At 64.5% G+C, this 26,345-nt stretch carries 27 protein-coding genes; 15 read left to right on the forward strand and 12 right to left on the reverse strand.

Features of this window, described 5'->3' with window-relative positions; translation table 11 throughout:
- Positions 1-9 precede the first annotated feature (9 nt).
- From ED21_RS05570 to ED21_RS05595, 6 genes are all read right to left on the reverse strand, one after another.
- The gene (locus tag ED21_RS05570) at positions 10-1,602 is read right to left on the reverse strand and encodes a cisplatin damage response ATP-dependent DNA ligase (RefSeq protein WP_006832868.1); all 1,593 of its coding nucleotides are present in this window, start codon (positions 1,600-1,602) and stop codon (positions 10-12) included.
- Positions 1,603-1,604: 2 nt separating this feature from the next.
- On the reverse strand, positions 1,605-2,636 hold the full coding sequence (locus tag ED21_RS05575; protein WP_006832869.1) for a ligase-associated DNA damage response exonuclease: 1,032 nt from the start codon (positions 2,634-2,636) through the stop codon (positions 1,605-1,607).
- A gap of 50 nt (positions 2,637-2,686) precedes the next feature.
- Positions 2,687-4,180, reverse strand: coding sequence for an ABC transporter permease (locus ED21_RS05580; RefSeq protein ID WP_083800377.1), 1,494 nt, complete (start codon positions 4,178-4,180; stop codon positions 2,687-2,689).
- Positions 4,177-5,100: an ABC transporter ATP-binding protein gene (locus ED21_RS05585; RefSeq protein WP_006832871.1), complete on the reverse strand. Its 924-nt coding sequence runs from the start codon at positions 5,098-5,100 to the stop codon at positions 4,177-4,179. Before ED21_RS05585 ends, ED21_RS05580 begins: the two co-directional genes overlap by 4 nt.
- Positions 5,101-5,225: 125 nt before the next feature.
- Positions 5,226-7,613: an ATP-dependent Clp protease ATP-binding subunit ClpA gene (clpA, locus tag ED21_RS05590; RefSeq protein ID WP_006832872.1), complete on the reverse strand. Its 2,388-nt coding sequence runs from the start codon at positions 7,611-7,613 to the stop codon at positions 5,226-5,228.
- Positions 7,614-7,743: 130 nt separating this feature from the next.
- A complete protein-coding gene (locus ED21_RS05595) occupies positions 7,744-7,944 on the reverse strand; it encodes a DUF1192 domain-containing protein (protein WP_006832873.1) in 201 nt (66 codons plus the stop codon).
- A 131-nt stretch (positions 7,945-8,075) separates the two neighbouring features.
- Between ED21_RS05595 and ED21_RS05600 the strand changes: the two genes are divergently transcribed.
- The 3 genes from ED21_RS05600 (at position 8,076) to ED21_RS05610 (ending at position 11,117) form a co-directional block, all read left to right on the forward strand.
- On the forward strand, positions 8,076-9,056 hold the full coding sequence (locus ED21_RS05600) for an NAD(P)H-quinone oxidoreductase (RefSeq protein ID WP_006832874.1): 981 nt from the start codon (positions 8,076-8,078) through the stop codon (positions 9,054-9,056).
- A gap of 100 nt (positions 9,057-9,156) precedes the next feature.
- The gene (locus ED21_RS05605) at positions 9,157-10,044 is read left to right on the forward strand and encodes a UDP-2,3-diacylglucosamine diphosphatase (RefSeq protein ID WP_006832875.1); all 888 of its coding nucleotides are present in this window, start codon (positions 9,157-9,159) and stop codon (positions 10,042-10,044) included.
- 17 nt (positions 10,045-10,061) lie between these two features.
- Complete coding sequence (locus tag ED21_RS05610) at positions 10,062-11,117, forward strand: glycosyltransferase family 1 protein (protein WP_006832876.1); 1,056 nt, start codon at positions 10,062-10,064, stop codon at positions 11,115-11,117.
- 39 nt (positions 11,118-11,156) lie between these two features.
- On the opposite strand, the gene ED21_RS05615 is transcribed toward ED21_RS05610, so the two are convergent.
- Positions 11,157-11,369: a hypothetical protein gene (locus ED21_RS05615; protein ID WP_156787310.1), complete on the reverse strand. Its 213-nt coding sequence runs from the start codon at positions 11,367-11,369 to the stop codon at positions 11,157-11,159.
- 169 nt (positions 11,370-11,538) lie between these two features.
- Here ED21_RS05615 and ED21_RS05620 point away from each other — a divergent pair, with 169 nt between their 5' ends.
- On the forward strand, positions 11,539-12,261 hold the full coding sequence (locus tag ED21_RS05620; RefSeq protein WP_006832878.1) for a DUF1013 domain-containing protein: 723 nt from the start codon (positions 11,539-11,541) through the stop codon (positions 12,259-12,261).
- Positions 12,262-12,356: 95 nt separating this feature from the next.
- Positions 12,357-14,024 carry a long-chain fatty acid--CoA ligase gene (locus tag ED21_RS05625; RefSeq protein ID WP_006832879.1) on the forward strand — a complete coding sequence of 556 codons (1,668 nt, stop codon included), beginning with the start codon at positions 12,357-12,359 and terminating at the stop codon, positions 14,022-14,024.
- 76 nt (positions 14,025-14,100) lie between these two features.
- Here the strand turns inward: ED21_RS05625 and ED21_RS05630 are convergent, their stop codons facing one another.
- Both ED21_RS05630 and ED21_RS05635 read right to left on the reverse strand, forming a co-directional pair.
- Positions 14,101-14,490 carry a polymer-forming cytoskeletal protein gene (locus tag ED21_RS05630; protein WP_006832880.1) on the reverse strand — a complete coding sequence of 130 codons (390 nt, stop codon included), beginning with the start codon at positions 14,488-14,490 and terminating at the stop codon, positions 14,101-14,103.
- A gap of 19 nt (positions 14,491-14,509) precedes the next feature.
- On the reverse strand, positions 14,510-15,667 hold the full coding sequence (locus tag ED21_RS05635; protein ID WP_006832881.1) for a M23 family metallopeptidase: 1,158 nt from the start codon (positions 15,665-15,667) through the stop codon (positions 14,510-14,512).
- Positions 15,668-15,950: 283 nt separating this feature from the next.
- Here ED21_RS05635 and ED21_RS05640 point away from each other — a divergent pair, with 283 nt between their 5' ends.
- The 10 genes from ED21_RS05640 to ED21_RS05685 all read left to right on the forward strand — a co-directional run bounded on the left by ED21_RS05640 (position 15,951) and on the right by ED21_RS05685 (position 23,636).
- Positions 15,951-16,613, forward strand: a complete 663-nt coding sequence (locus ED21_RS05640) for a nicotinate-nucleotide adenylyltransferase (protein ID WP_006832882.1) — start codon at positions 15,951-15,953, stop codon at positions 16,611-16,613.
- A 132-nt stretch (positions 16,614-16,745) separates the two neighbouring features.
- Positions 16,746-17,105, forward strand: coding sequence for a ribosome silencing factor (rsfS, locus tag ED21_RS05645; RefSeq protein ID WP_006832883.1), 360 nt, complete (start codon positions 16,746-16,748; stop codon positions 17,103-17,105).
- A gap of 139 nt (positions 17,106-17,244) precedes the next feature.
- On the forward strand, positions 17,245-17,667 hold the full coding sequence (locus ED21_RS05650) for a 23S rRNA (pseudouridine(1915)-N(3))-methyltransferase RlmH (RefSeq protein WP_034921652.1): 423 nt from the start codon (positions 17,245-17,247) through the stop codon (positions 17,665-17,667).
- A 21-nt stretch (positions 17,668-17,688) separates the two neighbouring features.
- Positions 17,689-18,909: a murein hydrolase activator EnvC gene (locus tag ED21_RS05655; RefSeq protein ID WP_006832885.1), complete on the forward strand. Its 1,221-nt coding sequence runs from the start codon at positions 17,689-17,691 to the stop codon at positions 18,907-18,909.
- A gap of 116 nt (positions 18,910-19,025) precedes the next feature.
- Entirely contained in the window at positions 19,026-20,366 is a 1,341-nt protein-coding gene (locus ED21_RS05660; RefSeq protein ID WP_006832886.1) for a S41 family peptidase, read from the forward strand.
- Between the two features lie 22 nt (positions 20,367-20,388).
- On the forward strand, positions 20,389-20,868 hold the full coding sequence (locus tag ED21_RS05665) for a disulfide bond formation protein B (RefSeq protein WP_198005817.1): 480 nt from the start codon (positions 20,389-20,391) through the stop codon (positions 20,866-20,868).
- Entirely contained in the window at positions 20,865-21,407 is a 543-nt protein-coding gene (locus ED21_RS05670) for a demethoxyubiquinone hydroxylase family protein (RefSeq protein WP_006832888.1), read from the forward strand. The genes ED21_RS05665 and ED21_RS05670 overlap by 4 nt, the downstream gene beginning before the upstream one ends.
- An 88-nt stretch (positions 21,408-21,495) precedes the next feature.
- A complete protein-coding gene (locus tag ED21_RS05675; RefSeq protein WP_006832889.1) occupies positions 21,496-22,098 on the forward strand; it encodes a hypothetical protein in 603 nt (200 codons plus the stop codon).
- 42 nt (positions 22,099-22,140) lie between these two features.
- Positions 22,141-23,268 (forward strand): non-hydrolyzing UDP-N-acetylglucosamine 2-epimerase, encoded by a 1,128-nt coding sequence (gene wecB, locus ED21_RS05680; protein ID WP_006832890.1) that lies wholly within the window; start codon positions 22,141-22,143, stop codon positions 23,266-23,268.
- A gap of 86 nt (positions 23,269-23,354) precedes the next feature.
- Positions 23,355-23,636: a hypothetical protein gene (locus ED21_RS05685; protein ID WP_006832891.1), complete on the forward strand. Its 282-nt coding sequence runs from the start codon at positions 23,355-23,357 to the stop codon at positions 23,634-23,636.
- A gap of 3 nt (positions 23,637-23,639) precedes the next feature.
- Here ED21_RS05685 and ED21_RS05690 read toward each other — a convergent pair whose 3' ends face one another.
- Genes ED21_RS05690 through ED21_RS05700 form a run of 3 tightly spaced genes read right to left on the reverse strand, consistent with a single transcriptional unit; the run spans position 23,640 to position 26,345 of the window.
- Positions 23,640-24,638, reverse strand: a complete 999-nt coding sequence (locus tag ED21_RS05690) for an NAD-dependent epimerase/dehydratase family protein (RefSeq protein ID WP_006832892.1) — start codon at positions 24,636-24,638, stop codon at positions 23,640-23,642.
- A gap of 7 nt (positions 24,639-24,645) precedes the next feature.
- A complete protein-coding gene (gene fabI, locus ED21_RS05695; protein WP_006832893.1) occupies positions 24,646-25,455 on the reverse strand; it encodes an enoyl-ACP reductase FabI in 810 nt (269 codons plus the stop codon).
- A complete protein-coding gene (locus ED21_RS05700; protein WP_006832894.1) occupies positions 25,452-26,345 on the reverse strand; it encodes a YihY/virulence factor BrkB family protein in 894 nt (297 codons plus the stop codon). The genes fabI and ED21_RS05700 overlap by 4 nt, the downstream gene beginning before the upstream one ends.

Genomic DNA, 26,345 nt, shown 5'->3' on the forward strand with positions numbered 1-26,345 from the left:
GTTGGCCGGTTAGTCGGCGATCAACGCCCGTAGCGCCTCTATCCGATCGGCTTCATGGGGTGGCTTGTCCCAACGGATACGGTGAATGCGGGGAAAGCGCATGGCGAGGCCGGACTTGTGCCGCTTGCTCTCATGGACGCTGTCGAAGGCGACTTCGAAGACAAGGCTCTTGTCAGTCTCACGCACCGGGCCGAAGCGGTTGATCGTGTTCGAGCGTACATGCCGGTCGATTTTTTTCAGTTCATCGTCGGTGAAGCCTGAATAGGCCTTGCCCACCGGCAGCAGGTCGGCGCCCTTGTCGGGATCGCCGTCCCAGCAGCCAAAAGTGTAGTCCGAAAAGAAGCTCGACCGCTTTCCGCTGCCGCGCTGGGCGTACATTAGCACGCAGTCGACCAGCAGCGGGTCGCGCTTCCACTTGTACCAGTATCCTACGCGCCGCCCGGCTATATAGGGACTGTCCTTGCGCTTCAGCATCAGTCCTTCGATCGCGTCCACGCGGCTGCCTTCGCGAATTTGCGCCAGATGGTCGAAATCCTTTGCCTCCACGACGGAACTCAGGTCGAAATGGCTGCCGGGCAGGCGTGACGCCAGCGCTTCGAGCCGCCCGCGCCGCTCGGTCCAGGGGAGGGTGCGGACATCGTCACCCTCTATCAGGAGCGCGTCGTAAAGCCTTATGAAGGCCGGGTATTCCGTGAGCATCTTCTTCGAGACGGTCTTGCGTCCTAGCCGCTGCTGCAAGGCGTTAAAGCTTGCCGCCCCGCCTTCTTCGCCGCCCTGGTGTGTGCCGCGCACCAGCAATTCGCCGTCGAGGACCGCGTTAATCGGCAGAATGTCGAGAAATTCCGGGAAAGTGGTCGAAATATCGTCACCGGAGCGCGAAAACAGGCGCGTTTCGCCGCCTGCGCGCACTAATTGCACGCGAATGCCGTCCCATTTCCACTCGGCCGCGTAATCCTGAAGGTCGACGACCGTCTCCTCCAGCGGATGCGCCAGCATGAAGGGGCGGAAGGTGGGGAGGTTCTCGATATCGGGCGGGTCGGCACCCTCGGCGGCCCACGCGAAGAGATCGGCGTAGGGCGGGGTGAGGCCGTGCCAATACTCCTCTACTTCGTCCACCGAGACGTCGAAGGCTTGCGCAAACGCCGTCTTGGCAAGGCGCGAGGAAACGCCGATCCGCATCCCTCCCGTAGCAAGCTTCAGCAGAGCGTAACGACCCGAAGAATCGAGTCGGTCCAAGAGCTTGGGCAGCTCTGTTAGCACCGTCTTGCGGCTCATCTCTCCGAGCAGCGCCACCGTCTCGCTCATGGTAGGCGGGGACGGCGGCGCATCGGGCGCAGGCCAGAGGAGGCTTGCCGTCTCGGCGGTATCGCCCACGAAATCGCGGCTTAGCGTCCAGAGAACCGGATCGATCCGGTCTTTCAGCAGGTTGCGGATGGTCGAACTCTTCACCGCAGGAAAGTCGAGCCCGTCGGACAGCGCCGCCAGCGCCCAGCCGCGGTCGGGATCGGGCGTGGCGCGCAGATACTCCGCAATCAGGCGCAGCTTTTCGTTTCGGCTGCGGGTGTAGACCAGCGCGTCGATGAGGGCGGCGAACTCTTCCACGCCTAGTCGTCCTCGTCCTCGTAACCGACCAGCGCCAGCGCGCGGGCGCGGCGCTGGTGGAGCTGGCACCAGCGCAGCAGCGCATCCTCGCGGCCGTGGGTAATCCAGTTCTCCTGCGCGTCGACTTCCTTGATTGTCCGCGTCAGTTCGCCCCAGTCGGCGTGGTCGGAAATGACCAGTGGCAGCTCGACATTGCGCTGGCGGGCCCGCTGGCGCACGCGCATCCAGCCCGAGGCCATGGCCGTGATCGGCTCGGGCAGGCGGCGGCTCCAGCGGTCGTTGAGCGCGGAGGGCGGGCAGATCACGATATGGCCGAGGATGTCGTCCTTGGTGGCGTCGGCGACCAGCCGCAACTCGCCGAGATTGACGCCATGCTCTTCATAGAGGCGGCACATCTTCTCCATCGCGCCGTGGAGGTAAATCGGGTCGTGATGGCCTGCCGCGCGCAGTTCGGCGATGACTCTTTGCGCCTTCCCCAGCGCATAGGCGCCGACCAGTACGCAGCGATCGGGATAGGCGCGCAGGCGCTCGAGCAGCTTGGCCATCTCCTCCTCGATCGGTGGATGCTCGAAAACGGGCAAGCCGAAGGTCGCCTCGGTGATGAAGATGTCGCAGGGGGTGACTTCGAAAGGCGGGCAGGTGGGGTCGGCACGGCGCTTGTAGTCGCCAGTGACGATCACCCGTTCGCCCGCGTGTTCGAGCAGGATCTGCGCGCTGCCGAGCACATGGCCAGCGGGAATATAGGTCGCATCGACGCCGCCCTTCAGCCGGATCGTCTCACCATATTCGACCGGCACGGCGCGGTGCGGGATCTCGCCCGCATCGTCCTCCGCCCCGGTGCGATAGCGCAATTCCATGATCGCCAGCGTTTCGGGCGTCGCCACGGTCTCGCCATGGCCGCCGCGCGCGTGATCGGCATGGCCGTGGGTGACCAACGCCCGGTCGACCGCGCGGCTGGGATCGACCCAGCAATCGGCGGGCGGGATGTAAATCCCGTGCGGTTCGGGTTTGATCCAGGAAAAGGGCGCGGCCATCGCTTGGTTAAGCGAGGACGACCCCTGTGCGTTCCCGGTGTGCGTTGCCGTCAGGCGTTCTGGGGCTGGGCGCGCAGCCGCGCGAACACGCGCTTCAATGTCGGCTTATGGCCGGTCGAAAGCAGGCTCGCACGGAACAGGCGGCCGATAAACACGAGTTCGAGCGCAATGGCCACGGCGAGGAGCAGCCCCGAACCGATCAGTACCCAGGTCTCGATCCCCATGCCGAGCCGCGCGAGTACGGCGAAGGGTGTCCACAGCGGGACCCACGTCAGCACCTGCACCATCAGCCCCTCCTTGCCCGCCACGATCATCTGCAGAAGGAAAGTGATCGGCAGCAGGATCCCCAGCAGCACAGGCATGAGATACCCCTGCGCCTCGCTCATCGAATCCACCATCGCCCCGATGGCGACGAAGATCGCCGAAATGCCGATGTAGCCGGCAATGAAGAAATAGAGGATCGCGAGAATGACGCCGGGCGAGGAGACGGGCTCCAGCGCCGGGCGGATCATGTCGGATATCACCCCATGGGTGGCGTAGGCGGCAACCCCGGCGCATCCCGCCCAGACGAGGATCATCAGCAGGCCGACCGACAGGCCACCAAGGAGCTTGCCATACATCAGCTCTTCGGGGCGAATGCAGGCGAGCAGGGATTCCAGCAACTTGTTCGAGCGTTCCTCGACCGAGCCCTGAAGCATCCAGCTGCCCGAGAGCATCAGGCTCATCATCAGGATGTAGGACAGCGCCAGCGGCACGATGGAGCGCACCAGCAGCGCCTCGCGCGCGCCATCACCCGGCGGCGGTGTCGTGACGGCAATGGCGGGCGCGGCCGACTGGATCGCGCGGGCCTCGTCACCGGAAATGCCGCGTTGGGCGAGCAATTGCGTGCGCAAATCCCCGGTGAGGACCTCCTGCAGCACCGTGACGAAGCTCGAACGCGGCTGGTTGGCCGAATAGAGCCCGATGCGCGGGTCCGCAGGATAGTTCTCGCCGATCCGCAGGACCACTTCGGGCGCGTCTGCGGCATCGCTGTCGAAGAGTTCCTGCGCGGCTTCGGCAAATGCCTCGCCCTGAAGCGCGACAAGCCCGGCGGGTGCAGGCTGGAAGGTGTAGATCGGTTCTTCCGGTTCGAATTCGGGCACGCCTTCGGGACGCACTGCCTCGATCTTTTCGATGGCGGCATCAACTCCGCCGGCTTCGCGGAAGGCAGCAATATCCTCGGCGGTGTACCAGCGGTCGTGCTGCGCCCAGGGCGCGTCGGCATCGGCGCTCTCGAGGTCGTAGCGCTGCACATGGCGCGAGAGATTGCGCAGCGTGTTGCGGTCGTCATCCTCGGCAAAGCGGACTTCGAGCGCTTCGGCCACGCCGCTCTGCGAACGATCGACGACGGCGACTCGGGTCGGCTCCTCGTTCGACAGGCTGTTGCCAAGCAAAGGCCCCAGTGCCAGCGCCACGGGCAGGATGAGCAGGGTAAGCCAGAAGCTCTTCATCGCCAGGATCTGGCGGATTTCGCGCTTGGCGACGAGCAGGACGTTGGTCATCATTCCTCGACTCCTTCCCCGCCGACCAGTTCGACAAAGATATCGTGCAGGCTGGCGTGGCGTTCGTCCCAGCGGCGCAGGGCAATGCCGTGGGTGCTGCAATGTTCGAGCACGCTGGCCGCTTCCACGCTCTGATCGAGCTCGACCTGCCATTCCTGCCAGCCGTCCTGCGGTGCGCCGACCGGCTCGGCCGAGGCGACTCCGGGGAGGGCGGAAAGATCGCCCTTGCTGCTGGCGACAAGGCTGGCGGGAAGCTGGCGGCGGACCTCTGTCAGCGTACCCTCGAAGCGCTTGCGCCCTTTGCGCAGCAGCAACAGTCGGTCGCAGAGCCGCTCGGCGTGCTGCATGACGTGGGTCGAAAAGATGACCGCCGCGCCGCGCTGCGACGCGCGCAGGATCTCGTTTTCGAGCAGCCCCTGGTTGACGGGATCTAGGCCGGAGAAAGGCTCGTCCAGCATCAGCAATTGCGGTTGGTTCACCAGGCTGGTCGCAAGCTGGACCTTTTGCGCCATGCCCTTGGACATATCGCCGATATCGCTCTTGGCGCGGTCGGCGAGGTCGAAGCGTTCGAGCAGTTCCATGCCGCAGCTGCGCGCGGAGGCTGTGTCCATCCCTTTGAGGCGACCGAAATAGACGATCGTGTCGATCGCGCTCATGCCGGAATAAAGGCCGCGCTCTTCGGGCAGGAAGCCGATGGCGGCAGCCTGGCGCCGGTCGGGCGCGCTGCCGAGCACGGAAATTTCACCCGAAGTGGGGCGGATTATGTCGAGCACCATGCGCAAGGTCGTGGTCTTGCCCGCGCCATTGCCACCAAGAAAACCGAAGATCTCGCCAGGCGCGACGGAGAAGGACAAATTGTTCACGGCGAGGACATCGCCGAAGCGCTTGACCAGATTGCGTACTTCCAGAACCGGCGTGCTCATGTCGTTCCCCAAAACCCAGTGCAGGGCTATGGTGGAATTGCCCGAGCCACAAGGTTTCGCGCGACCAAACCGCAAAAGGGGCCGACCAACGCCGATCCCTTTCTTGGTGAGTTACGGAAGCAGGCTCAGCTTTCGCCGTCGCCCTCGCTCTTGCCTTCGCTGGCGCCCGCTTCCGGCTTCTGCTTTGCGGCGGGTTTTTTCTTGGCAGCCGGCTTCTTCTTGGGCTTTTCCTTCGGCGGGGCGGGGGTGAGTTCGAAAGACGGTTTGCCGTCCTTCATCGTCACTGAGACCTCGCCGCCATCGGCGAGCTTGCCGAACAGCAGTTCTTCCGCCAGCGGCTGCTTGATTTTTTCCTGGATCAGGCGGCCCATGGGCCTCGCTCCGTAGAGCTTGTCATAGCCCTTGTCGGCCAGCCAGGCGCGGCTTTCCTTGTCGAACTGGATGTCGACGTTCTGTTCGGCCAGCTGCAGTTCGAGCTGGAGGATGAACTTGTCGACAACGCGCGCGACGGTGCTCTTGCCGAGGTAGCCGAAGGGCACGATCGCATCGAGGCGGTTGCGGAATTCCGGCGTGAACATGCGCTTCACAGCCTCTTCGCTCGCATCTTCCTTCGACACGTCGCCAAAACCGATACCCTGCTTGGCCATGTCGGACGCGCCCGCGTTGGTGGTCATGATGAGGACCACGTTGCGGAAGTCGACCGTCTTGCCGTGATGGTCGGTCAGGCGGCCGTTATCCATCACCTGCAGCAGGATGTTGAAGAGGTCGGGATGCGCCTTCTCGATTTCGTCCAGGAGCAGCACGCAATGCGGGTTCTGGTCGATGGCATCGGTGAGCAGGCCACCCTGATCGTATCCCACATAGCCCGGAGGCGCACCGATCAGGCGCGAAACGCTGTGGCGCTCCATATATTCGGACATGTCGAAGCGCTTCAATTCGATACCCATGATCGAGGCGAGCTGGCGCGCGACTTCGGTCTTGCCGACGCCGGTGGGGCCGCTGAACAGGAACGAGCCGATCGGCTTGTCCGGATCGCGCAGGCCTGCGCGGCTCAATTTCATCGCGGTCGAGAGCTTGTCGACAGCGGCATCCTGGCCAAACACGACGTGCTTTAGATCGCGATCGAGGTTCTGGAGCGCCTTCTTGTCGTCGCTCGACACCGATTTGGGCGGGATGCGCGCCATGGTCGCGATCACAGCCTCGATTTCCTTGGCTGTGATCTTTTTCTTGCGGCGGCTGGGCGGGACCAGCATCTGCATCGCGCCGACTTCGTCGATCACGTCGATCGCCTTGTCGGGCAGCTTGCGGTCGTTGATGTAGCGCGCCGAGAGCTCGACCGCGGTCTTGAGCGCATCGGGCGTGTACTTTACCTTGTGATGCTCCTCGAAGGCCGAGCGCAGGCCCTTGAGGATGGCCACCGTGTCCTCGATCGTCGGTTCGTTGACATCGATCTTCTGGAAGCGCCGCAGCAGCGCGCGGTCCTTCTCGAAGTGGTTGCGGAATTCCTTGTAGGTGGTCGAGCCGATGCACCGGATCGCGCCACTGGAAAGGGCGGGCTTCAAGAGGTTCGAGGCGTCCATCGCCCCGCCGCTGGTCGCACCTGCACCGATGACCGTATGGATTTCGTCGATGAAGAGGATCGCCTCGGGCATGTCCTCCAACTCGTTCACGACCTGCTTCAGCCGCTCCTCGAAATCCCCGCGATAACGGGTACCCGCGAGCAGAGCGCCCATGTCGAGCGAGTAGATCACCGCCTCCTCGAGAACTTCGGGAACGTCGCCCTCGACGATCTTGCGCGCGAGGCCTTCGGCAATCGCAGTCTTGCCCACGCCCGGATCGCCCACGTAAAGCGGGTTGTTCTTCGAGCGGCGGCAGAGGATCTGCACCGTGCGGTCGACTTCGGGGCCACGGCCGATCAGCGGGTCAATACGCCCGTCTTCGGCCTTCTGGTTGAGATTGACCGTGAACTGGTCGAGCGCGGTTTCCTTCTTGTCGCTGGGCTTGCCGGCCTCGGCGCCCGGTTCGCCTTGCGTCTCTTCCGCGCCTTGCGGTGGCTTGCCCTCGACCTGCTTGCCGCCCTTGCCGATGCCATGGCTGATATAGCTCACCGCATCGAGGCGGCTCATGTCCTGCTGCTGGAGGAAATAGACCGCATAGCTGTCGCGCTCGGAGAACAGCGCGACGAGGACGTTGGCGCCCGTCACCGTGTCCTTGCCCGAGGACTGGACATGCAGGATGGCGCGCTGGATCACGCGCTGGAACCCGGCGGTCGGCTGCGGATCGGCGCCTTCCTCGGTCTTGAGCGACTGGTATTCCTGCTCGAGATACTGCTTCACCACTGCCGACAATTCGCCGCTATCGACGCCGCAGGCCGTCATCACTGCGACGGCATCCTCGTCGCCGATCAGCGCGAGCAGCAGGTGCTCGAGCGTGGCGTATTCATGGCGACGCTCGCCCGCATCGGTCAGCGCGGCATGGAGGGTCTTTTCGAGATTGGCGGCAAAACTGGGCATCAGGTCTCTGCTTTCCGAAGGACTCGCGAGGAAGTACGATGACGACAGGCTACCTCTTCAAGGTTAGCCAAAGCTGTATGTTCCGACGATATGGGAACGAGGCGGAGGATTTTCAGCCCCCCGGCCATAGTCAGTCTTTTCGCCCGAACAGCGCATCGGCCGCGTCGCGGTGGGCAGCGGCCTTGAGCCGGTGCGATTCCACACGGGCGATTTCCGCTTCCAGCAGGGCGATGCGTTCATCCAGCTCGTCCTGGGAATAGGGGCCGAGGTCCTCGGCGGCGAGCTTGCTCGCGGCGTCGCCTTTGGGGCGGGGACGATCGTCGTCTTCCATCGCGTCCACAATCCACCGCAGCCCGGTTGCTGTCAACACGCCCCCAAGGTAATGCACCGCTCGTTCAGGCGATGACGCCACGCTTTCAGGGGGCTCTTTTGGCGACTGGCTTACCCAAGACCATGACTGCAATGGGTTTCGATACGCCCGGCGGTCCCGAAGTTTTCCGTGCAGAAAAGCTCGATCTGCCCCAGCCGGGGCCGGACCAGCTGCTGATCGAGGTTAGTCACGCTGGGGTGAACCGTCCCGACGTCATCCAGCGGCAGGGCTTCTATCCGCCGCCCCCGGGGGCCTCGCCGATTCCGGGGCTGGAAGTGTCGGGCAAGGTCGTCGCCATCGGGCCGGGCGTTGCGCCCGAGATGCTCAACCGCCGCGTCTGCGCGCTGGTGAGCGGCGGGGGCTATGCCGAATACTGCCTCGCCCATGCGGCGCATTGCCTCTCGGTGCCGCCGCATATGGACATGGCCGAGGCGGCCGCCATTCCCGAAACGCTGTTTACCGTGTGGCATAACGTCTTCGAACGCGGCTTTGCCGTCGATGGCGAGACCCTGCTGGTCCATGGCGGCACTTCGGGGATCGGCACAATGGCGATCCAGCTCGCCAAGGCCTTCGAACTCGACGTCGTCACGACCGCCGGCAGCGAGGAAAAATGCAACGCCGCCCGCGAGTTGGGCGCGGACCTTGCGATCAATTACAAGACCGAAGACTTCGTCGAGAAGGTCAACGAATTCACGGGCGGCAAGGGCGCCAACGTCATTCTCGACATGGTGTCGGGCGACTATGTCCAGCGCAATCTCGACTGCCTCGCGGTGGACGGACGCCATGTGACCATCGCCGTGCTAGGCGGGCTGAAATCCGAGATCAACATGGCCAAGCTTATGAGCAAGCGGCAGGTCATGACCGGTTCGACGCTGCGTCCGCGCTCGGACGAATTCAAGGCGCTGCTGGCCGACGAGATCTACACCCATGCTTGGCCGCTGTTTGAGGACCGGACCATCGCGCCGGTGATGGACAAGACCTTCCCGCTAACCGAAGTATCCGCCGCCCATGCGCGGATGGAGGCGGGCGACCATATCGGCAAGATCGTGCTCGAGGTGCGTTCGGCTCAGTGACGCCAAAGCGTAGCAATTACCTGATTCCGTAACGGAAAAGAGATTCGCGCGTAACATTCGGCGGCTAACCGTCCCCCGATACAGCTTCGGGGGATGAAGCATGACCGAACTGCCGCGAAACCTGTCCGACTTCACCAGTGTCGCGGGATTTCCGCCCGGCGAACCCAGCGTGCCCGAGCGCACCCTGGGCGAGCGGCGCAAGTATCGAACGATCTGGATCAGCGACGTCCATCTCGGCACCAAGGGCTGCAACGCCGAACTGCTCATCGACTTCCTCGACCATACCGACAGCGAGACGATGTACCTCGTGGGCGACATCATCGACGGATGGCGGCTGAAGAAGAAGTTTTACTGGCCGCCTGAGCATAACGACATCGTCTGGCGCATCCTCAAGCGTGCCAAGCGCGGCACGCGGATCGTCTACATTCCCGGCAATCACGACGAGATGGTGCGTCCCTTCTCAGGCATGGATTTCGGCGGGGTCGAGATCCGCCGCGCCGCCTTCCACGACACAGCCGACGGCCGCCGCCTGATGGTGCTCCACGGGGACGAATTCGACACGATCATGCTCGCCCACCGCTGGCTCGCCTTCGTGGGCGACGCGCTTTACCACATGGTGATGAAGCTCAACGGCTGGGTCGCGAGCGTGCGCAAGCTTTTCGGCCTGCCCTATTGGTCGATTAGCAAGGCGGCCAAGCACAAGGTCAAGAATGCCGTCGAGTTCATCTCGAAATACGAGGAAGTGGTCGCCCGCGCCGCCGGCGAGCGCGGCGTCGACGGGGTCGTCTGCGGGCACATCCACACCGCCGAAATCCGCGAATTCGAGCATGAGGGGCGCGCAATAACCTATTACAACGACGGCGACTGGGTGGAGGGCTGCAACGCGCTGGTCGAACATTTCGACGGCACGATGGAACTGCTCCACTGGCCCGAGGAAGTCACGGCGCGCGAGGCGCGGCTGGCTGCCAAAAACCTGGAAGCGGCGTGAAATTGCCCGAGGACGGCATGCCCGCCCCGCGCATCGCTGCGCAGGAGAAACAGCGGGTCGCCATCGTGACCGACGCCTGGCTGCCGCAGATGAACGGCGTGGTCCGCACGCTTACGACGACGTGCGATCTCCTGCGCACGCAGGGGCACGAACTGCTGGTGGTCTCGCCCGACCAGTTCGCTTCGCTGCCGTGCCCGACCTATCCGGAAATCCGGCTGGCGATCAGTCCTCCGGGCGCGATTTCCCGCAAGCTGCGAGACTTCGCGCCTTCTGCGATCCACATCGCCACCGAGGGCCCGTTGGGCGTGGCGGCACGGCGCTATTGCGCCCGCAGCGGCACGCCCTTCACCACCGCCTATCACACGCAGTTCCCCGAATACCTCGCCCGGCGCACCCATCTGCCCGCCGCGTGGTTCTGGCGCTATATCGAGTGGTTCCATGCGCCCGCGCGGCGGGTGCTTGTTGCGACCGAGAGCATTCGCGAGGAATTGCGCGACCACGGGCTCGGCAAGCTCCATCACTGGACGCGCGGAGTGGATCTTGCCTGTTTCGATCCCGCTGCCCCGCCGCCGAGCGAATACGCCGATCTGCCCAGACCTATCCAGCTTTATGTCGGTCGCGTATCGGTGGAGAAGAATATCGAGGCTTTTCTCGAGGCGAGCCATCCCGGCAGCAAGGTGGTGGTGGGCGATGGCCCGGCGCTCGAGGCGCTGAAGCGCAAATTTCCCGAGGCCCTGTTCCTGGGCCGCAAGTCGGGCCCGGAGCTGGCCGGATGCTACGCCGGGGCGGACGTCTTCGTCTTCCCCAGCCGGACCGACACCTTCGGCCTCGTCATGATCGAGGCGCTGGCCTGCGGCACCCCCGTAGCCGCCTACCCCGTCGCAGGGCCGCGCGATATCGTGACCGACGATGTGGGCGCGCTGTCGGAGGACCTCGACCGGGCGATCGACGCGGCGCTGTATTGCGCCCGCCGGGCCTGCGCCGAATATGGCGCGCGTTTCAGCTGGGAAGCGGCGACCGAGCAATTCCTGTCAGGCCTCGCCACGCTCGATCCCGAGCCGCTGCCGGTCTAGCCCTGGCGATATCGGGCGAAGGGCCCAGGCCCCGGCGCCTCAGTTGCCGTTGTCCGTCTCGCCGCTCGCGTCCGAACCCCAGCCCGCATCGCCAGCAGAGTAGTCGCGCTCGGTGGTTTGGTTGCGCATCATCGCGAGGTTCTGCTCCATCAGCGAAGCGTCGCCCGAGCCGTCGAGCGTTAAGTCGGTGGAATTGGACGATCCGCACCCGGCGAGCGCCAGCGCGGCATACGAAACGACCCATATACGCATGATCGCAAACCCCATCTGTTCGCAACCGCAATTGCCAAGTGGGCTTAAAGCAAGTCTTGCGCGCCGCATTCGCTTGCCGAATCCGCCGCTCTCGCCTACATGAGCCGGGCAATGGCCGCTCCGCGAGGGGCGGCCCTTCTATTTTGAGACATTCGAAAAGGCATATTCCATGGCCGACCAACCCACCCCGCTGATGCCGCATGCGACCGCCACCTGGCTGGTCGACAACACCGGGCTTTCCTTCGAACAGATCGCGGAATTCTGCGGTCTCCACATCCTCGAAGTGCAGGCCATGGCGGACGATCTCGCGAGCAGCAAGTACACGGGCCGCGACCCGCTCCATTCCGGCGAGCTGACGCAGGAAGAAATCGAGAAGGGCCAGCAGGACCCCGAATACCGCCTCAAGATGCAGCGCGCGCCGGTCGCGGTCAGCCGCACCAAGGGCCCGCGCTACACGCCGGTATCCAAGCGCCAGGACAAGCCCGACGGTATCGCCTGGCTGCTGCGGAGCCATCCGGAAGTATCCGACGCGCAGATTTCCAAGCTCATCGGCACCACGCGCAACACGATCACCGCGATCCGCGAGCGCAGCCATTGGAACATCCAGAACATCCAGCCCAAGGACCCGGTAACGCTCGGCCTGTGTTCGCAGCGCGAGCTCGACGCCGTGGTGGCCAAGGCGGCCAAGAACCTGCCGGCTCCCGAGGAAGGCGAAGAGGCGGCTCCCGCCCCCAGCGGCGCGAGCGATCGCGAGAAGCTGATCGAGGAACTGCGCGCCGAGCGTGACGCCAATGAAAAAGCCGCCGCCGAAGCCGCGCAGGAAGCCGAGGCCGAGGCCTGGCTCACCGCCAAGCGGGCCGCCGAGGCCGAAGGGGGCGCGGGCGAGGCCTGAGCCGTAACTGACGATTTGACGAAAGGGCGGGAGGGGCAACAGCTTTTCCCGCCCTTTTTGCTTGCGTTTAGGCGCATTTGCGCCATGCTACTGACATGGATGTAAATAGCTACACCTATCACCATCCCACGTCGTGGGACACGCAGTTCCAGCTGGCGAGCCTGCCCGAGTTGCTGGAGCAGACGCTGGCGAAACACCCGGACAAGCCCTTCCTCCACTTCCTCGGCCGCAGCTACACCTATTCCGAGGTCCATCGCGAAGCGCAGCAGTTCGCCGCGGGGCTGATTGCGCGCGGCATCAAGCCGGGCGACAGGGTCGGTCTTTTCCTGCCCAACGTCCCGATCTACGCCTCCGCCTATTACGGGGCGATGATGGCGGGCGCGATCGTGGTTAATTACTCGCCGCTCTATACGGTGGAGGAACTGGCCTGGCAGGTTGCCGATTCGGGAACACGGTTGCTGGTCTCGCTCGATGTGCCCGAACTCTACACCACCGCCGCAAGTGTGCTCGATTGTTCGGAGCTGGAAACGCTGGTGGTCGGCTCGCTGGCCGACATGCTGCCGTGGTACAAGGGTCTGGCGCTCAAGACGCTGGGCCGGAGCAAGGTAGCCAAGGTCTCCTACTCGAACACAATTCTCGGCTTTGGCGACATGCTGGGCGACCCGGCCAAGACCAGCTTCCCGCCTATCGATGCGGCGGAAGACATCGCGCTGCTGCAGTACACCGGCGGCACCACGGGCCGGCCCAAGGGCGCCATGCTCGGCCATTCCCAGCTGGCGATGAACGCGCAGCAGACCGCCGGGCTCAACCCCTTTGGCGATCCGTCGAGCGAAGTCTTCATGGGCGCGCTGCCCTTTTTCCACGTCTTCGCCAACACCGCGCTGCTAAACCATGCGATGGTCACCGGCGGCTCGATTGCCATGGTGCCGCGCTTCGACGCCGGACAGGTGCTCGACACCATCGCCAAGTACAAGACTACCGGTTTCCCGGGCGTGCCCACGATGTTCCAGGCGCTGCTCGACCATCCCAAACTCGCCAAGACCGATATTTCCTCGATCAAGGTTTGCATTTCCGGCGGCGCGCCCATGCCCGCGCCCGTGCACGACAAGTTCGAGGCGGTAACGGGTGTGCGCGTGGTCGAAGGCTATGGCCTGACCGAAAGTTCGGGCGTGGTTTCGGCCAACCCCTATGAGGGCGTGCGCAAGAAAGGCACCATCGGCCAGCTGGTGATGGGCACAGAGGTCATTTTCCTCGACAAGGAAGACCCCGAAAATCTTGCTCCCGAAGGCGAGCCCGGCGAACTTGCGATCCACGGCCCGCAGGTCATGCGCGGTTACTGGAACAAGCCCGAAGCCGGCAACGACACTTTCGTGGTTCGCGACGGCAAACGTTACCTGCGCACCGGCGATGTCGCGGTCATGGACGAGGACGGCTTCCTCGAGATCGTCGACCGCATCAAGGACATGATCGCCGTCGGCGGCTTCAAGGTCTTTCCGAGCCAGGTCGAGGACGTGCTGCTCGAAAACGAGGCAGTGAAAGAGGTGTTGGTGATCGGCGTACCCGACGAATACCTCGGTGAACGTCCGCGCGCCTATGTGACGCTCAACGACGAAACGGCAACGGCTGAAGACCTGTGCGAATGGCTCAACGCCCGCGTCGGCAAGCACGAGCGAGTCGAAAGCATCGTCATCCGCGAGGAATTGCCGAAGACGCTTGTCGGCAAGCTCGACCGCAAGGCTCTGCGCGCCGAAATCGGCATTTGACCCGCACGTATAGAAAGGGCCGCACCCGTTCTCGCGGGACGGCCCAATCCTCTCCTAGCTGGAGAAAGGCGTAAACTTAGTTCGCGAGCTGGAGCTCCGGCTTCGTGTCACCCTTGGGCGCAGCGGTTGCCGCCTTCTTCGGATTGCGGTGGGCGAAGCGCCCTTCGACCTGTGCACCCTGCTCGATGGTCAGCGCGTCGTAGAACACGTCGCCGGTAATGCGGGCGGTCTTGAGTATCACCAGCTCGCGCGCGGTGATCGAACCGTCGACCGTGCCGGCAAGGCGGGCGGTTTCCGCTTCCACCGCGCCGGTGACCTTGCTGGATTCGCCCTGCACGAGGCTGGTGCAGGCGATGTCGCCCTCGACGTTGCCGTCGATGTGAAGGTCGGCCGAAGCCTTGATATCGCCCTTGATGGCGAGGTCCGAACCGAGGACCGAGAAAGTGGAGCTGTTCTTGGATGCCATGGAGGAAGTGCGTCCTGAATTAGTGGGCGGCGTGGGCGAGCTCTGGGGCTCGGCGGATTTCTTCGAGAACATTGGGGGCTGTCTCCAGGAAGGTACGAGGGTTGAGAGGCCGTCCGTTGCTGCGAACCTCGAAGTGGAGGTGCGGGCCGCTCGAACGTCCGGTGCTGCCAATAGCACCGATGACCTCGCCCGGCTGCACCGTTTCGCCGACCTTGGCCCGGAAAGCCGACATGTGTGCGTAGCGGGTCATGAGGCCGTTGCCATGCGTGATCTCGACCGTGTTGCCGTAACCGCCCTTGCGGCCGACGAAGGTGACGCGGCCCTTGGCGGCGGCGAAGATCGGGGCGCCGGTGGCGCCGCGGAAGTCGAGTCCGTTGTGCATGGCGGCGCGGCGGTTGAACGGATCGCGGCGATAGCCGAACTTCGAGGTGATGATGCCTTTGGCCGGAGCGAACTGGGGGACGCCTTCGAGCGCCTGCTCGAGCGCGCTCATGCGGGCCATCGAAAGGCCGAGGCGTTCGAAACGCGGATCGATCGTGCCGTTGGCATCGGTGGCGAGGCCTTCGAGCGGACCACCCATCGCCTGACGTTCGCTGCGGCGCACGACGGCGTCGGGGTTGATTTCGAGCTTCTTGAGCGCGTCGGCGGCGCGCTGGGCGCGCCAGTCGGCGTAACGGGTCAGCCCTTCGACGACGGCAAGCTGGCGGGCTTCGATGCGGGCGAGTTCGGCGGCCTGCGGGAAGGCGGCGCTGACTTTTTCGACCGTGGCGGCGGCTTCGCCCGAGGAATCGCTGATGCGGGTGTCGACCTTCATGTCGGCCGGCAGCAGTTCGGCGACACCTTCGATGAATTCCATGCGGCGATCGAGATCGCTGCTGACCGCTTCGAGATTGTCACCGTAAGCGGCGAGACGTTCTTCGGAGGTGGCGACCTTGGCTTCGCGGCTCAGCAGGCTCGCGCGGTCGGCGCTGGCGCTGTACTGCGCCCAGCCGGCGATCGCGAGCGACACCGCCCACACGAACGCAACGAACACGGCGGTAGCCGCCGCAGCCTTCTGCACCCGCGAGGAGATGGTGATGAATCGAACCTGGCCTTCCGAACGCATGAAAAATTCGCGATCCGGAAACCAGCTGTTGATACGGCTTACCCAGCCGAGCTTGGCTTGTGTGTTGTCCAAAACGACCCGTCCCTTGGTCTTTTATCCCTGAGACTGGTCGTATGCGAGAATCCTAACAAAATCGAATCCGGGTTCCCGGGGAATCCACGAGTTGAGCAATCGACGGGACGAAGCGTTTCGACACAGGAAAATTTTCGAAAATTGGCAGGCTTAAAAAGTTTCAAAGTGGTTAACCATAAGCTCGCGATTCGTGAATGCCCGCACGCGCTGACAACTGGGGTGCGGCCTGATAGGGCGGAGGCATGACCGTGCGAATCCTGCAAGCCGCCGCCAACGCAAGCCCGTGAACCGAACTGGCCCGAAAATCGGCCTGCTCGGCGGTAGCTTCAATCCGGCGCATGGCGGGCATCGCCGCGTGTCGCTGTTCGCAAGGGACGCCTTGGGGCTCGACGAGGTCTGGTGGCTGGTGTCGCCCGGAAACCCGCTGAAGCCGAAAAAGGGCATGGCGCCGCTGGCGGCGCGATTCGCGGCCGCAACCGCGCAGGCAAGAAGAGCCCCGATCCGCGTCACCGCAATCGAGCGCGAGCTTGGCACGCGCTATACCGTCGACACGCTGCGCGCGATCACCAGCCGCTTTCCCAAGCGCCGGTTCGTGTGGCTGATGGGGGCGGACAACCTCGCCCAGTTTCACCTCTGGCGCGATTGGCGGGGGATCGCCCGCAGGATGCCGATTGCGGTGATCGCGCGGCCCGGCTATGATGCCCAGGCTGTCGCAAGCCCCGCGACGGCCTGGCTCAGGCGCTTCCAGCGGCCTTTGTCCAGTTTTCGAAATGGGGGCGAATGGAGCGCACCGGCACTGGTGACATTGCGTTTCGATCCCGACCCGCGTTCGGCCACGGCGATCCGCCGCGTCGACCCCGACTGGGCATCGCGCCACGCCGGTTTTTCCCCGCGAGACCAGGTTACACACCGTCTGATTCCCGCAAGGGAGGAAACGACCACGTGAGGAATCGCGTTGTTCTTTCCATGACGCACCCTATCTCAAGGGCCTACCAACTCAGGAGCAAGACAAACGCCTATGACTCAGGCGCATACAGACCCGGCTGCCTCCGGAACCACGAGTGCGAAGGTTATTCGCATGACTGACGCCGACAAACAGGAACTGCTCGACTTCGTGCTGAAACAGCTCGACGACGACCAGGCGCAGGAGGTCGTGACCATCGATCTCGCAGGCAAGAGCTCGATCGCCGATTACATGGTGATCGCCTCTGGCCGTTCGACGCGCCAGGTTGCCTCGATCGCGCAGAAACTCGCCGAAAAGCTGAAGCAGAACGGCTATGGCCCGGTTAAGCTCGAAGGGCTTCCGGCGGCCGACTGGGTGCTGCTCGACGCGGGCGACATCGTCGTCCACCTGTTCCGCCCCGAAGTCCGCAGCTTCTACAATTTGGAGCGCATGTGGGCCTTCGGCGACGCGCCGCCCGTGGCCGGCACGGCGTAAGCGCTTTTGCTTTCCGCTCGCGCCTCCGCGCGAGCGTCCTCGGCGCTATTTCGACGCTTGCAGCGTCGAGCACCTGTGGGCGGGCGGTCGCCCTTTGACTGCCGTGACCCGGGACAGGTGCGCTTCGTGAGGTATGTCTTTGCTTCTCCACGTCATCGCGCGCGGCAAAATCGCTCGGTCTCCCGAGGCCGATCTCGTCGCGCGGTATGAAAAGCGGCTGACGTGGCCGGTGAAGTTTACCGAACTCCCGGAGACGGGCGGGCGCATTCCTGATCCGCAGACGCCATACAAGACCGTCCTGCTCGACGAGCGGGGCAAGGATCTCCCTTCCGAAAAACTCGCCGAAATTCTCGAACGTTGGCGCGACGACGGCATGCGCGAATGTCGCTTCGTGCTGGGGGCGGCCGACGGGCATTCGGAAGCGGAGCGGCGCGATGCGGATCTGCTGCTCGCTTTCGGCAAGGCGACCTGGCCGCACCTGCTCGCGCGCGCCATGCTGGCCGAACAGCTTTATCGCGCGACGACGATCATTGCCGGACACCCCTACCATCGCAGCGGATAATCGGGCAGAGCCTGTGACGCTATGAACCGCGCCGCCGCCTACCTGCTTGCCGTCAGCCTGGCGATTTTCGCCGGATGGCAAGGGCTTGCGCCGCTTGCCGCACAAACGGCCTCGACCGCGCCAGACCTCGAGAGCGCGCGCCAGGCGCTCGACATCGCGCGCCAGCAGCAGCGCAACGCCCGCCGCCGCGCGGAAAATCTCGAACAGGAAAGCGCGCGCGCCGAGGAAGCGGAGGCCAAGGCGCTCAGCCAGGCGGCCGCGCTCGCCGCGCGCGTGCAGCAGGCCGAAGCCGGCGTTGCCGCCGCGCAGGCGGAAGTGGCGCTGGTCACGCGCGAAAGGCGCACACTCGACCGCCGCCTTGCCGAGCGCCGCGAGCCGCTCGTCCGCCTGACTGCCGCGCTCGAGACCATGGCGCGCCGCCCGCTGGCGCTGGCTGCGCTCCAGCCCGGATCGCTGCGCGACGTCGTCCACACCCGTGCGGTCCTAGGCAGCGCGATCCCCGTCGTCCGCCAGCGCACGGCAGGCCTGCGCGGCGAACTGGCGCGCGCACGCGACCTCGAGAACCAGCGCCGCGCCGCCCTGGGCGAGAGGCGCGAGGCCGAAACACGGCTCGAAACGCGCCGCCGAGACATGGCGGCGCTCGCCGAAAGAGAGCGTGTCCTCGCAGCCCAGGCAGCTGGCGGCGCGAATCGCGAAGCGGCTCGCGCCCTCGCCTTGGCCGAGGAGGCGCGCGACCTCGACGCGCTGGTCGGCGGCTTCGAACAGAACGCCGCGCTGCGCACGCGGCTCGCCGCGCTCGACGGACCCATTGCCCGCCCCTCCGAACCGGGCGCCGCCCCACTGCCCGCTCCTGCACGGCGTGCCGAGAGCAGCGGCGGCCTCGAAGGCTACATCCTCCCGGTCACCGGGCGCGTAAGCGCGGGCTTCGGTGAACAGATCGCGGGCGGCTCGCGCCGTCCCGGCATCGTCATGGCGCCGCGCCCGGGTGCGCAGGTAGTCGCTCCGGGCGCGGGACGGATCGCTTTTGCAGGGCAATACGAGGGTTATGGCAGCATCGTTATCATAGAGCATGAGGGAGGCTGGACGAGTCTCCTGACCGGGCTTGCCTCGATTTCTGTGCGCACGGGGCAGGGGGTCGGCGCGGGCTCCCCGCTCGGCCTTGCGCCGCGCAGCAACCCCTCGATAGGCCTCGAATTGAGCCGCGGTGGCACGCCCGTAAACCCGCTTGATCGCGTGCGCTGATCGACCCTGCGAGTGCTCGGTCGAAAAACCATAGCGCTCGAGGGCCTTTGCGGCTCATCTTTCATTCACTGGCGATGCGATATAGACTTCGCTCAAAGCCTGGAGTCCTCTCTTTTATGAAATTTGCCGCCCTCGTCCGTTCGGCCGCTCTCGTCACCGCCGTCGCGCTCGTGCCCGCTACCACTGCCGGCATGGCCCGTGTGGATGGCAGCGCCGGTCCGGAATTTTCCAAGCTTTTTGCTGTCTATCAGCGGGTTAAGGCCAGTTACGTCGAGCCGGTGGAGGACGATGTCCTGATCAACGGCGCGATCAGCGGGATGCTGACCGCGCTCGATCCGCATTCGGCCTATCTCGACGGCAGCGACCTGCAGCGCCTCGAAACCATGATCGACGGCAATTACTCCGGCCTCGGCCTCTCGGTCGTGGGCGAGGATGGCGCCGTCAAGGTGATCTCGCCCTTCCGTGGGAGCCCGGCGGACAAGGCCGGCATCAAGGCGGGCGACTATATCACCCATCTCGACGGCGAGCTGATCTACGGTCTCGAACTGGACGAGGCGGTCGCCCGCATGCGTGGTCAGGCTGGCACCTCGATCCGCCTGACCGTATTCCGCCCCGGCGCGGAGGAGCCGCTCGAAGTCGATGTGACGCGCGGCGTTATCGAACTGGAGCCGGTGACCTGGGAGCTCCAAGACGGCAATATCGGCCATATCATGATCAACGAGTTCTCGCGCGATGTCGGCAGCGATGTCTTTGCCGCGTGGAAGGACTTGCAGGAACAGGCCACCGGCCGCCTCAACGGGCTGGTGCTCGACATGCGTTCGAACCCCGGCGGCTCGCTCGACGAGGCGGTGGCGCTGTCGGACTTGTTCCTTTCCAAGGGGCAGATCGTCTCGCAGCGCGGCCGCGCCCGGGGCGAATCGATCACCTACGACGCCGAAACCGTATTCCGCGGCGATATTGCCGAGGGCCTGCCGATCGTCGTCCTGATCGACGCCGGATCGGCCTCGGCCAGCGAAATCGTGGCGGGCGCACTGCAAGACCACCGCCGCGCCGTGGTCATGGGGCAGCGCAGCTTCGGCAAGGGCAGCGTCCAGTCGCTGCTGCCGCTGGGCCGCGACGCCGCCCTGAAGCTCACCACCGCGCGCTATTACACCCCTTCGGGCCACTCGGTGCAGGAAGGCGGCATCAAGCCGGACATAAAGGTCCCGCAGCTGACCGATCCCGATCTGGCCAAGCGCAGCAAGTTCACCATGCGCGAAAGCGATTTGCGCGGCCATCTGATCAACGAACTCGGCATCAAGGACGAGGAACTGGAGAACGACACGCGCTCCGACCCCCGCTTCCAGCTGACCGCCGAGGAGCTGGAAGAGCGGGGTATCGAGGATTTCCAGCTGCATTACGCCGTGCAGACCTTGCGCCGGACCAGCCCGAGCGCCGTTGCCAGCCGCAAGAAGTGAGGCTAGCGCTCGCCGGGTGAGCATGATCGACAGTCCGCATCTGCGCCTTGCGCAGCGCCTCGCCCTGGCGGTCCCCGCGCTGTTGCTGGCGGGGGCCTATATCTCGCAATTTGGGTTCGGCCTCTATCCATGCGAGATGTGCTGGTGGCAGCGGTACCCGCATTTTGCCGCAGTCGGCCTCGCGCTGATCTCGTTTTTCGTCGCGCCCAAGCGCCTGTGGGTGGCGCTGGCGGCGGGCGGCATCCTCACCTCTGGCCTCATCGGCTTCTTCCACGCAGGTGTCGAATACGATCTGTGGGAAGGGGTGACCTCCTGCGCCGCCGTGCCCCAGCTCGAAGAGGGCCAGAGCGCGCTCGACGCGATCATGAACGCCCCCGTGGTGCGCTGCGACGAGGCCCCGTGGACGCTGGTGGGCATCAGCCTGGCCGGGTTCAACTTCCTGATCTCGACCGGCGCGGCCCTGTTCATCCTTTCCCTGCTGCGCAAGGACGCCAAAGCATGACTACGACGCGCAAAACCGCCACGCCCGATCACATCGCCCGGATGATCCGGGTCGACCAGGCCGGCGAATTCGGGGCCACTCGGATCTATGCCGGACAGCTTGCCGTCATGGGCGATCGCGGCCCCGACTCGGCGGAAATCGCCGGCATGGCCGAGCAGGAGGCGGGGCACCGCGCCAAGTTCGATGCGCTGATGGCGCGCCGCAGCGTGCGTCCCACCGTACTCCAGCCCTTCTGGGACAAGGCCGGGTTCGCGCTCGGTGCCGCCACGGCGCTGATCGGTCCCGAAGCGGCAATGGCCTGCACCGCCGCGGTCGAAACCGAGATCGACAAGCACTATTCGAAACAGCTGGACGAGCTCGAAGCCACCAACGAAGATCCCGAACTCGCCGCGATGATCGAGGAATTCCGCGAAGACGAGCGCGAGCATCGCGACGCCGCGCTAGCCGCCGGAGCCGAGCGTGCGCCCGCCTATCCCGTGCTGTCCGGCCTCATCCGCCTGGGGTGCAAGGCGGCGATCAGGATTTCCGAACGTATCTGACGGGAACGAGCCCGCTTCCCCAAGCGCTTCATTGACAGTTCACCCTCCCGCGCGCCTAATCCGCCGGTCCCCAGCCAAGAGGCATCCGATGACCCGTTTCCTGTTCGCCCCCATCGCCCTTTCCGCCGCCGCGCTCACCACGCCCGCGCAGGCTCAGACCCCGGTCGATACGGGAGACGAGAGCTACAATATGGTTATCGTCTATGGCGACGACGAATGCCCGCAAAGCGATGACGGCACCATCGTCGTCTGCGCGCGGCAGGCCGAAAGTGAGCGCTACCGCATTCCCGAAAGCCTGCGGTTTACCGACGGCCCGCAGGCCCAGAGCTGGGCCGAACGCGTCGAGCGGCTCGAAATGGTAGGCGATTTCGGCACGCTGTCCTGCTCGCCTGCAGGCGCCGGTGGCATGACCGGCTGCACGCAGGAAATGATCCGCAAGGCCTATGCCGACAAGGAGGATTCCTCCGACGTACGCTTCAGCGAAGTGATTGCCGCCACGCGCGCCGAGCGCCTTTCGACGATCGATGCCGATGCCGAGCGCACGCAGGAAGAGGTCGAAATGATCGAGCGCGAATATATGGAGCGGCTCGAACGCGAACGCGCGGCCGCCACGCCGGGCGAGGAAGAGGCGCTTCCGGAAGTCGGCCCGCCGGCCGAGGCGGAGGTCGTCGCGGGCGATCCGGACGGCTGATTTTCCTTTGTAGGACGGGGGTTTGCGGTTAGCCCATCACGGATGAGCAGGCCCCGCATCCTCACCGTTTTCGGTACGCGTCCCGAAGCGATCAAGCTCTTTCCTCTGGTCCACGCGCTGGAAGCGGACGACCGCTTCGAGAGCCGCGTTTGCGTATCAGCGCAGCATCGCGATATGCTCGACCAGGTGCTCGCCATCGCGGCCATCTCGCTTCACCACGATCTCGACCTGATGACCGATCGGCAGACGCTCGACTCGCTGACGGCGCGGGCGTTGATGGGAATTGGCGCGGTGCTCGACGAGGAAAGGCCCGACTGGGTGGTGGTGCAGGGCGATACGACCACGGTCATGGCGGGCGCGCTGGCTGCCTATTATCGCAAAATCCCGGTCTGCCATGTCGAGGCGGGCCTGAGGAGCGGCGATATCCACCAGCCTTGGCCCGAAGAGGTGAACCGGCGCATGGTGGGGACCTTCGCCAGGCTTCATTGCGCGCCGACGCGGGCCGCCGCCGAGGCCTTGCTAAGGGAAAACACCAATCCGGCGACGGTGCATGTTACCGGCAATACGGTGATCGACGCGCTGGAATGGGTGACGAAGCGGATCGAGGAGCACCCCTCGCTCGCGCAGGGCCTTGCCGGACTGGAAGCGCGCTTCGCTGGCAAGCGCATCATTGGCATGACCGCCCACCGGCGCGAGAATTTCGGCGAGGGCATGCAGAATATCGCCAATGGGGTTAAACGCATCGCCTCTCGTGATGACGTGGCGGTTATTTGCCCGGTCCATAGGAATCCCAATGTCCGCGCGGTGATGAGCGCCGAACTCGAGGGGCTCGAAAATGTCGCGTTGATCGAGCCGCTCGACTACCCGCATTTCGCCCGCCTGCTCGGTCTCAGCCACTTGATGCTGAGCGATAGCGGGGGAGTGCAGGAAGAAGCGCCCGCGCTGGGCAAGCCGGTGCTGGTACTGCGCGAGACCACCGAACGCCCCGAAGGGGTCAAAGCGGGCACGGCAAAGCTGGTTGGCACAAATGCCGACACTATCGTGCGCGAAACCTTCCGCCTGCTCGACGACGAGGCCGCCTATGCCGAAATGGCACGCGCGCATAATCCCTTCGGCGACGGAAAATCTGCGCAGCGCATCTGCGACCTGCTGGCAGAGAGCGAGCGCTGATCACCGGACTCATCATCCTCGCCTTCGTCGCCTACATGCTGGGGCGGTTATTGCGGGTGGATTGCCGGCGGGTGACGCGGCCGAATGTGGCAGTCGACGCGGAAGTGATCGAGAACCCCCGCCACTCAGGGTTCCTCTACTGGGAGGGGCCAACCACCCGCTATCGTTTCGAGTACGAAGGGCAAAAATACGAAGCGGACCGGTTTTTCCAGGCTCGGTCCGAGATTGGTTCGACCGAGAGGCTCACCTTCGCACAAGGGCATCCCGAAGACGCGCGCGAGCGACAATTGATTCCGCGCAGCTTCCTATATTTCTTGTTGCTGGCGGCTCTCGTCTACGCAGTGAGCTTGATAATGGGCTGGGTCTAAAAGCTAGACCCCGTGGTACTCACGGTACCACTCGACGAATTTCGGAATGCCGTCCTCGATCCGCGTGGTCGGCTGGTAGCCGAGATCGCGCTGGATCGCGTCGATATCGGCATAGGTCCGCGCGACATCGCCCGGCTGCATCGGAAGCAGTTCGACCTTCGCCTTCCTGCCGCAAGCCTCCTCGATCAGTTCGATCACGCGGGTGAGCTTCTCGCTGCGATGATTGCCGATGTTGTAGAGCGCATGGGCCTTGGTGCTGCCGCCGGGCTTGGGCGCGCCGTCATTGGCGGGCGGGCTGTCGATACAGGCGAGAACGCCCGCGACGATATCGTCGATATAGGTGAAGTCGCGCCACATTTCCCCCTTGTTGAACACCTTGATCGGCTCGCCCTTGAGGATCGCCTCGGTGAAGAGCCAGGCGGCCATGTCGGGGCGCCCCCAGGGGCCATAGACGGTGAAGAACCGCAGGCCCGTTAGCGGGATGCCGTATAGATGGGCGTATGTCTCGCTCATCAGCTCGTCGGCGCGCTTGGTCGCGGCGTAGAGCGAGACGGGGTGGTCGACCCGGTCCTCCACTGCAAAGGGCAGCTGCTCGTTGCCGCCATAGACGGAGGAGGAGCTTGCATAGACCATGTGCGAACTGCCGCGCGCGCGGGCGACCTCGAGGAGGTTCAAATGCCCCAACAGATTCGCCTCGACATAGGCACGCGGGTTTTCAAGGCTGTAGCGCACGCCGGCCTGCGCGCCGACGTGGACGATGCGGTCGAAGCTCTCGCCTTCCAGCGCCGCGCTCAGCGCGGACCAGTCTGCAAAGTCGACCTGCTTGAAAGCGAAGCGCCCCGCCGCGCCGTCCTCGACATGCGCCACGCGGTCGCGCTTCAGCGATACCTGATAATAGTCGTTGAGGCTGTCGATCCCCAGAACCTCGTCGCCGCGCGTGCAAAGCCGCTCGGCGACGGCCGCGCCGATAAAGCCCGCCGCCCCGGTGACAAGGATCCGCATGAAGCCGTCAGCCCTTGTCGAGCGCGATGTCGGGCGCGTCTTCCTGCTTCATGCCCACGATATGGTAGCCGGCATCAACGTGATGCGTTTCGCCCGTCACGCCGGAGGAAAGATCGGAGAGGAAATAGAGGCCCGAGCCGCCGACGTCGTCGATAGTGACGTTGCGGCGCAGGGGCGAATTCAACTCGTTCCACTTGAGGATGTAACGGAAGTCGCCAATGCCGCTGGCGGCCAGCGTCTTGATCGGCCCGGCACTGATGGCGTTCACACGGATGCCCTCGGGGCCAAGATCGTTGGCGAGGTACTGGACGCTGGTTTCCAGCGCAGCCTTGGCCACGCCCATCACGTTGTAATGCGGCATGACCTTTTCCGCGCCATAATAGGTCAGCGTCAGGATCGATCCGCCATTGGGCATCATTTCCCGCGCCCGCTTGGCCACGGCAACCAGAGAATAGGCCGAGATGTTCATCGTCACGAGGAAGTTGTCGAGGCTGGTATCGAGATATTTGCCGCGCAGTTCGTTCTTGTCGGAAAAACCGATGGCATGCACCACGAAATCGATCGTGTCCCAGCGCTCCTTCAACGTGTCGAAAGCGCGGTCGAGCGCGTCCATGTCAGATACGTCGCATTCGAAGGTAAAATCACTGCCGAGCTGCTCGGCGAGGGGGATGACCCGCTTCTTCAGCGCATCGCCCTGGTAGGAGAACGCCATTTCCGCGCCATGTTCGTGCAGCTTCTTGGCGATGCCCCAGGCCAGCGATTTGTCATTGGCCAACCCCATGATGAGGCCGCGCTTGCCCTTCGTCAGACCGCTCATTCCTCAATTCCTTCCCGTTCTTCCAGCATTTCCCTGGCGAGCTGCGCCCTTCGCCGATCGTCTTTCTGCCCGACCATGGTCATCTCCTCTTCCGGAGTTTCCGCAAGGGCAGCGTTCAGTTCCGCGCCGATAACGACACCGAGGCCGACAAGCCAGAAAAAGAACAGCGCGATCATCACGCCCGCCAGACCGCCATAGGTGAGATCGTAGGTAAAAAAGCTACTCAGCACTGCGGGCATGATCGTCGTCACCGCGATCCACCACAGCGTCGTCAGCAGGACACCCGGCCATTTGGGGTAGCGGTGGCGGCGGTATTTCGACGGGGTCAGCGTGTAGAAGATAAGGTAGAGCGAACCGAACAGGCCGAAGGCGGGCACGATGCGCGACAGTTGCAGTTCGAGCAGCCGGTCGACTAGCTGGGGGAAATAGGCCTCGATCACCTGCTGCGCCGTGCCGATCACGAATTGCGCCATCAGACTCAGCATGAGCAGGAAAACCGCACCGAGGATCACGCCGGTCGAAAACAGGCGGTACTTCCAGAACGCCTTCGTCGCCTCTGTGCCATAAGCGCGGCGCAGGATGTCGCGAATGGTTTCGACGAGGCTGCCGACAGTCCACAAGGCGACGAAAGCCCCGGCCCAGAGCAACCAGCCGCTGCGCGCCTGCACGACGTCGCGCGCGACCGGCTCAATGACGTTGCCGACCACCGGGGGCAGGGCGTAGAGGACGGCGTTGATCGTGGCCGCCCGCTCGCTTTCCTCGCCGATGGCGGAAAACACGGCCGCACCGAGGATGAAGAAGGGGAAAATCGCCAGCATCGCCAGATAGGCGAGGTTGCCGGCGTGGATGAAACCGTCGTTATAGGTGCCGACCAACGTGCGCTTGGCCAC

This window comes from Erythrobacter sp. SD-21, assembly GCF_000181515.1.
In the GTDB taxonomy this organism is placed as follows: Bacteria; Pseudomonadota; Alphaproteobacteria; order Sphingomonadales; family Sphingomonadaceae; genus Qipengyuania.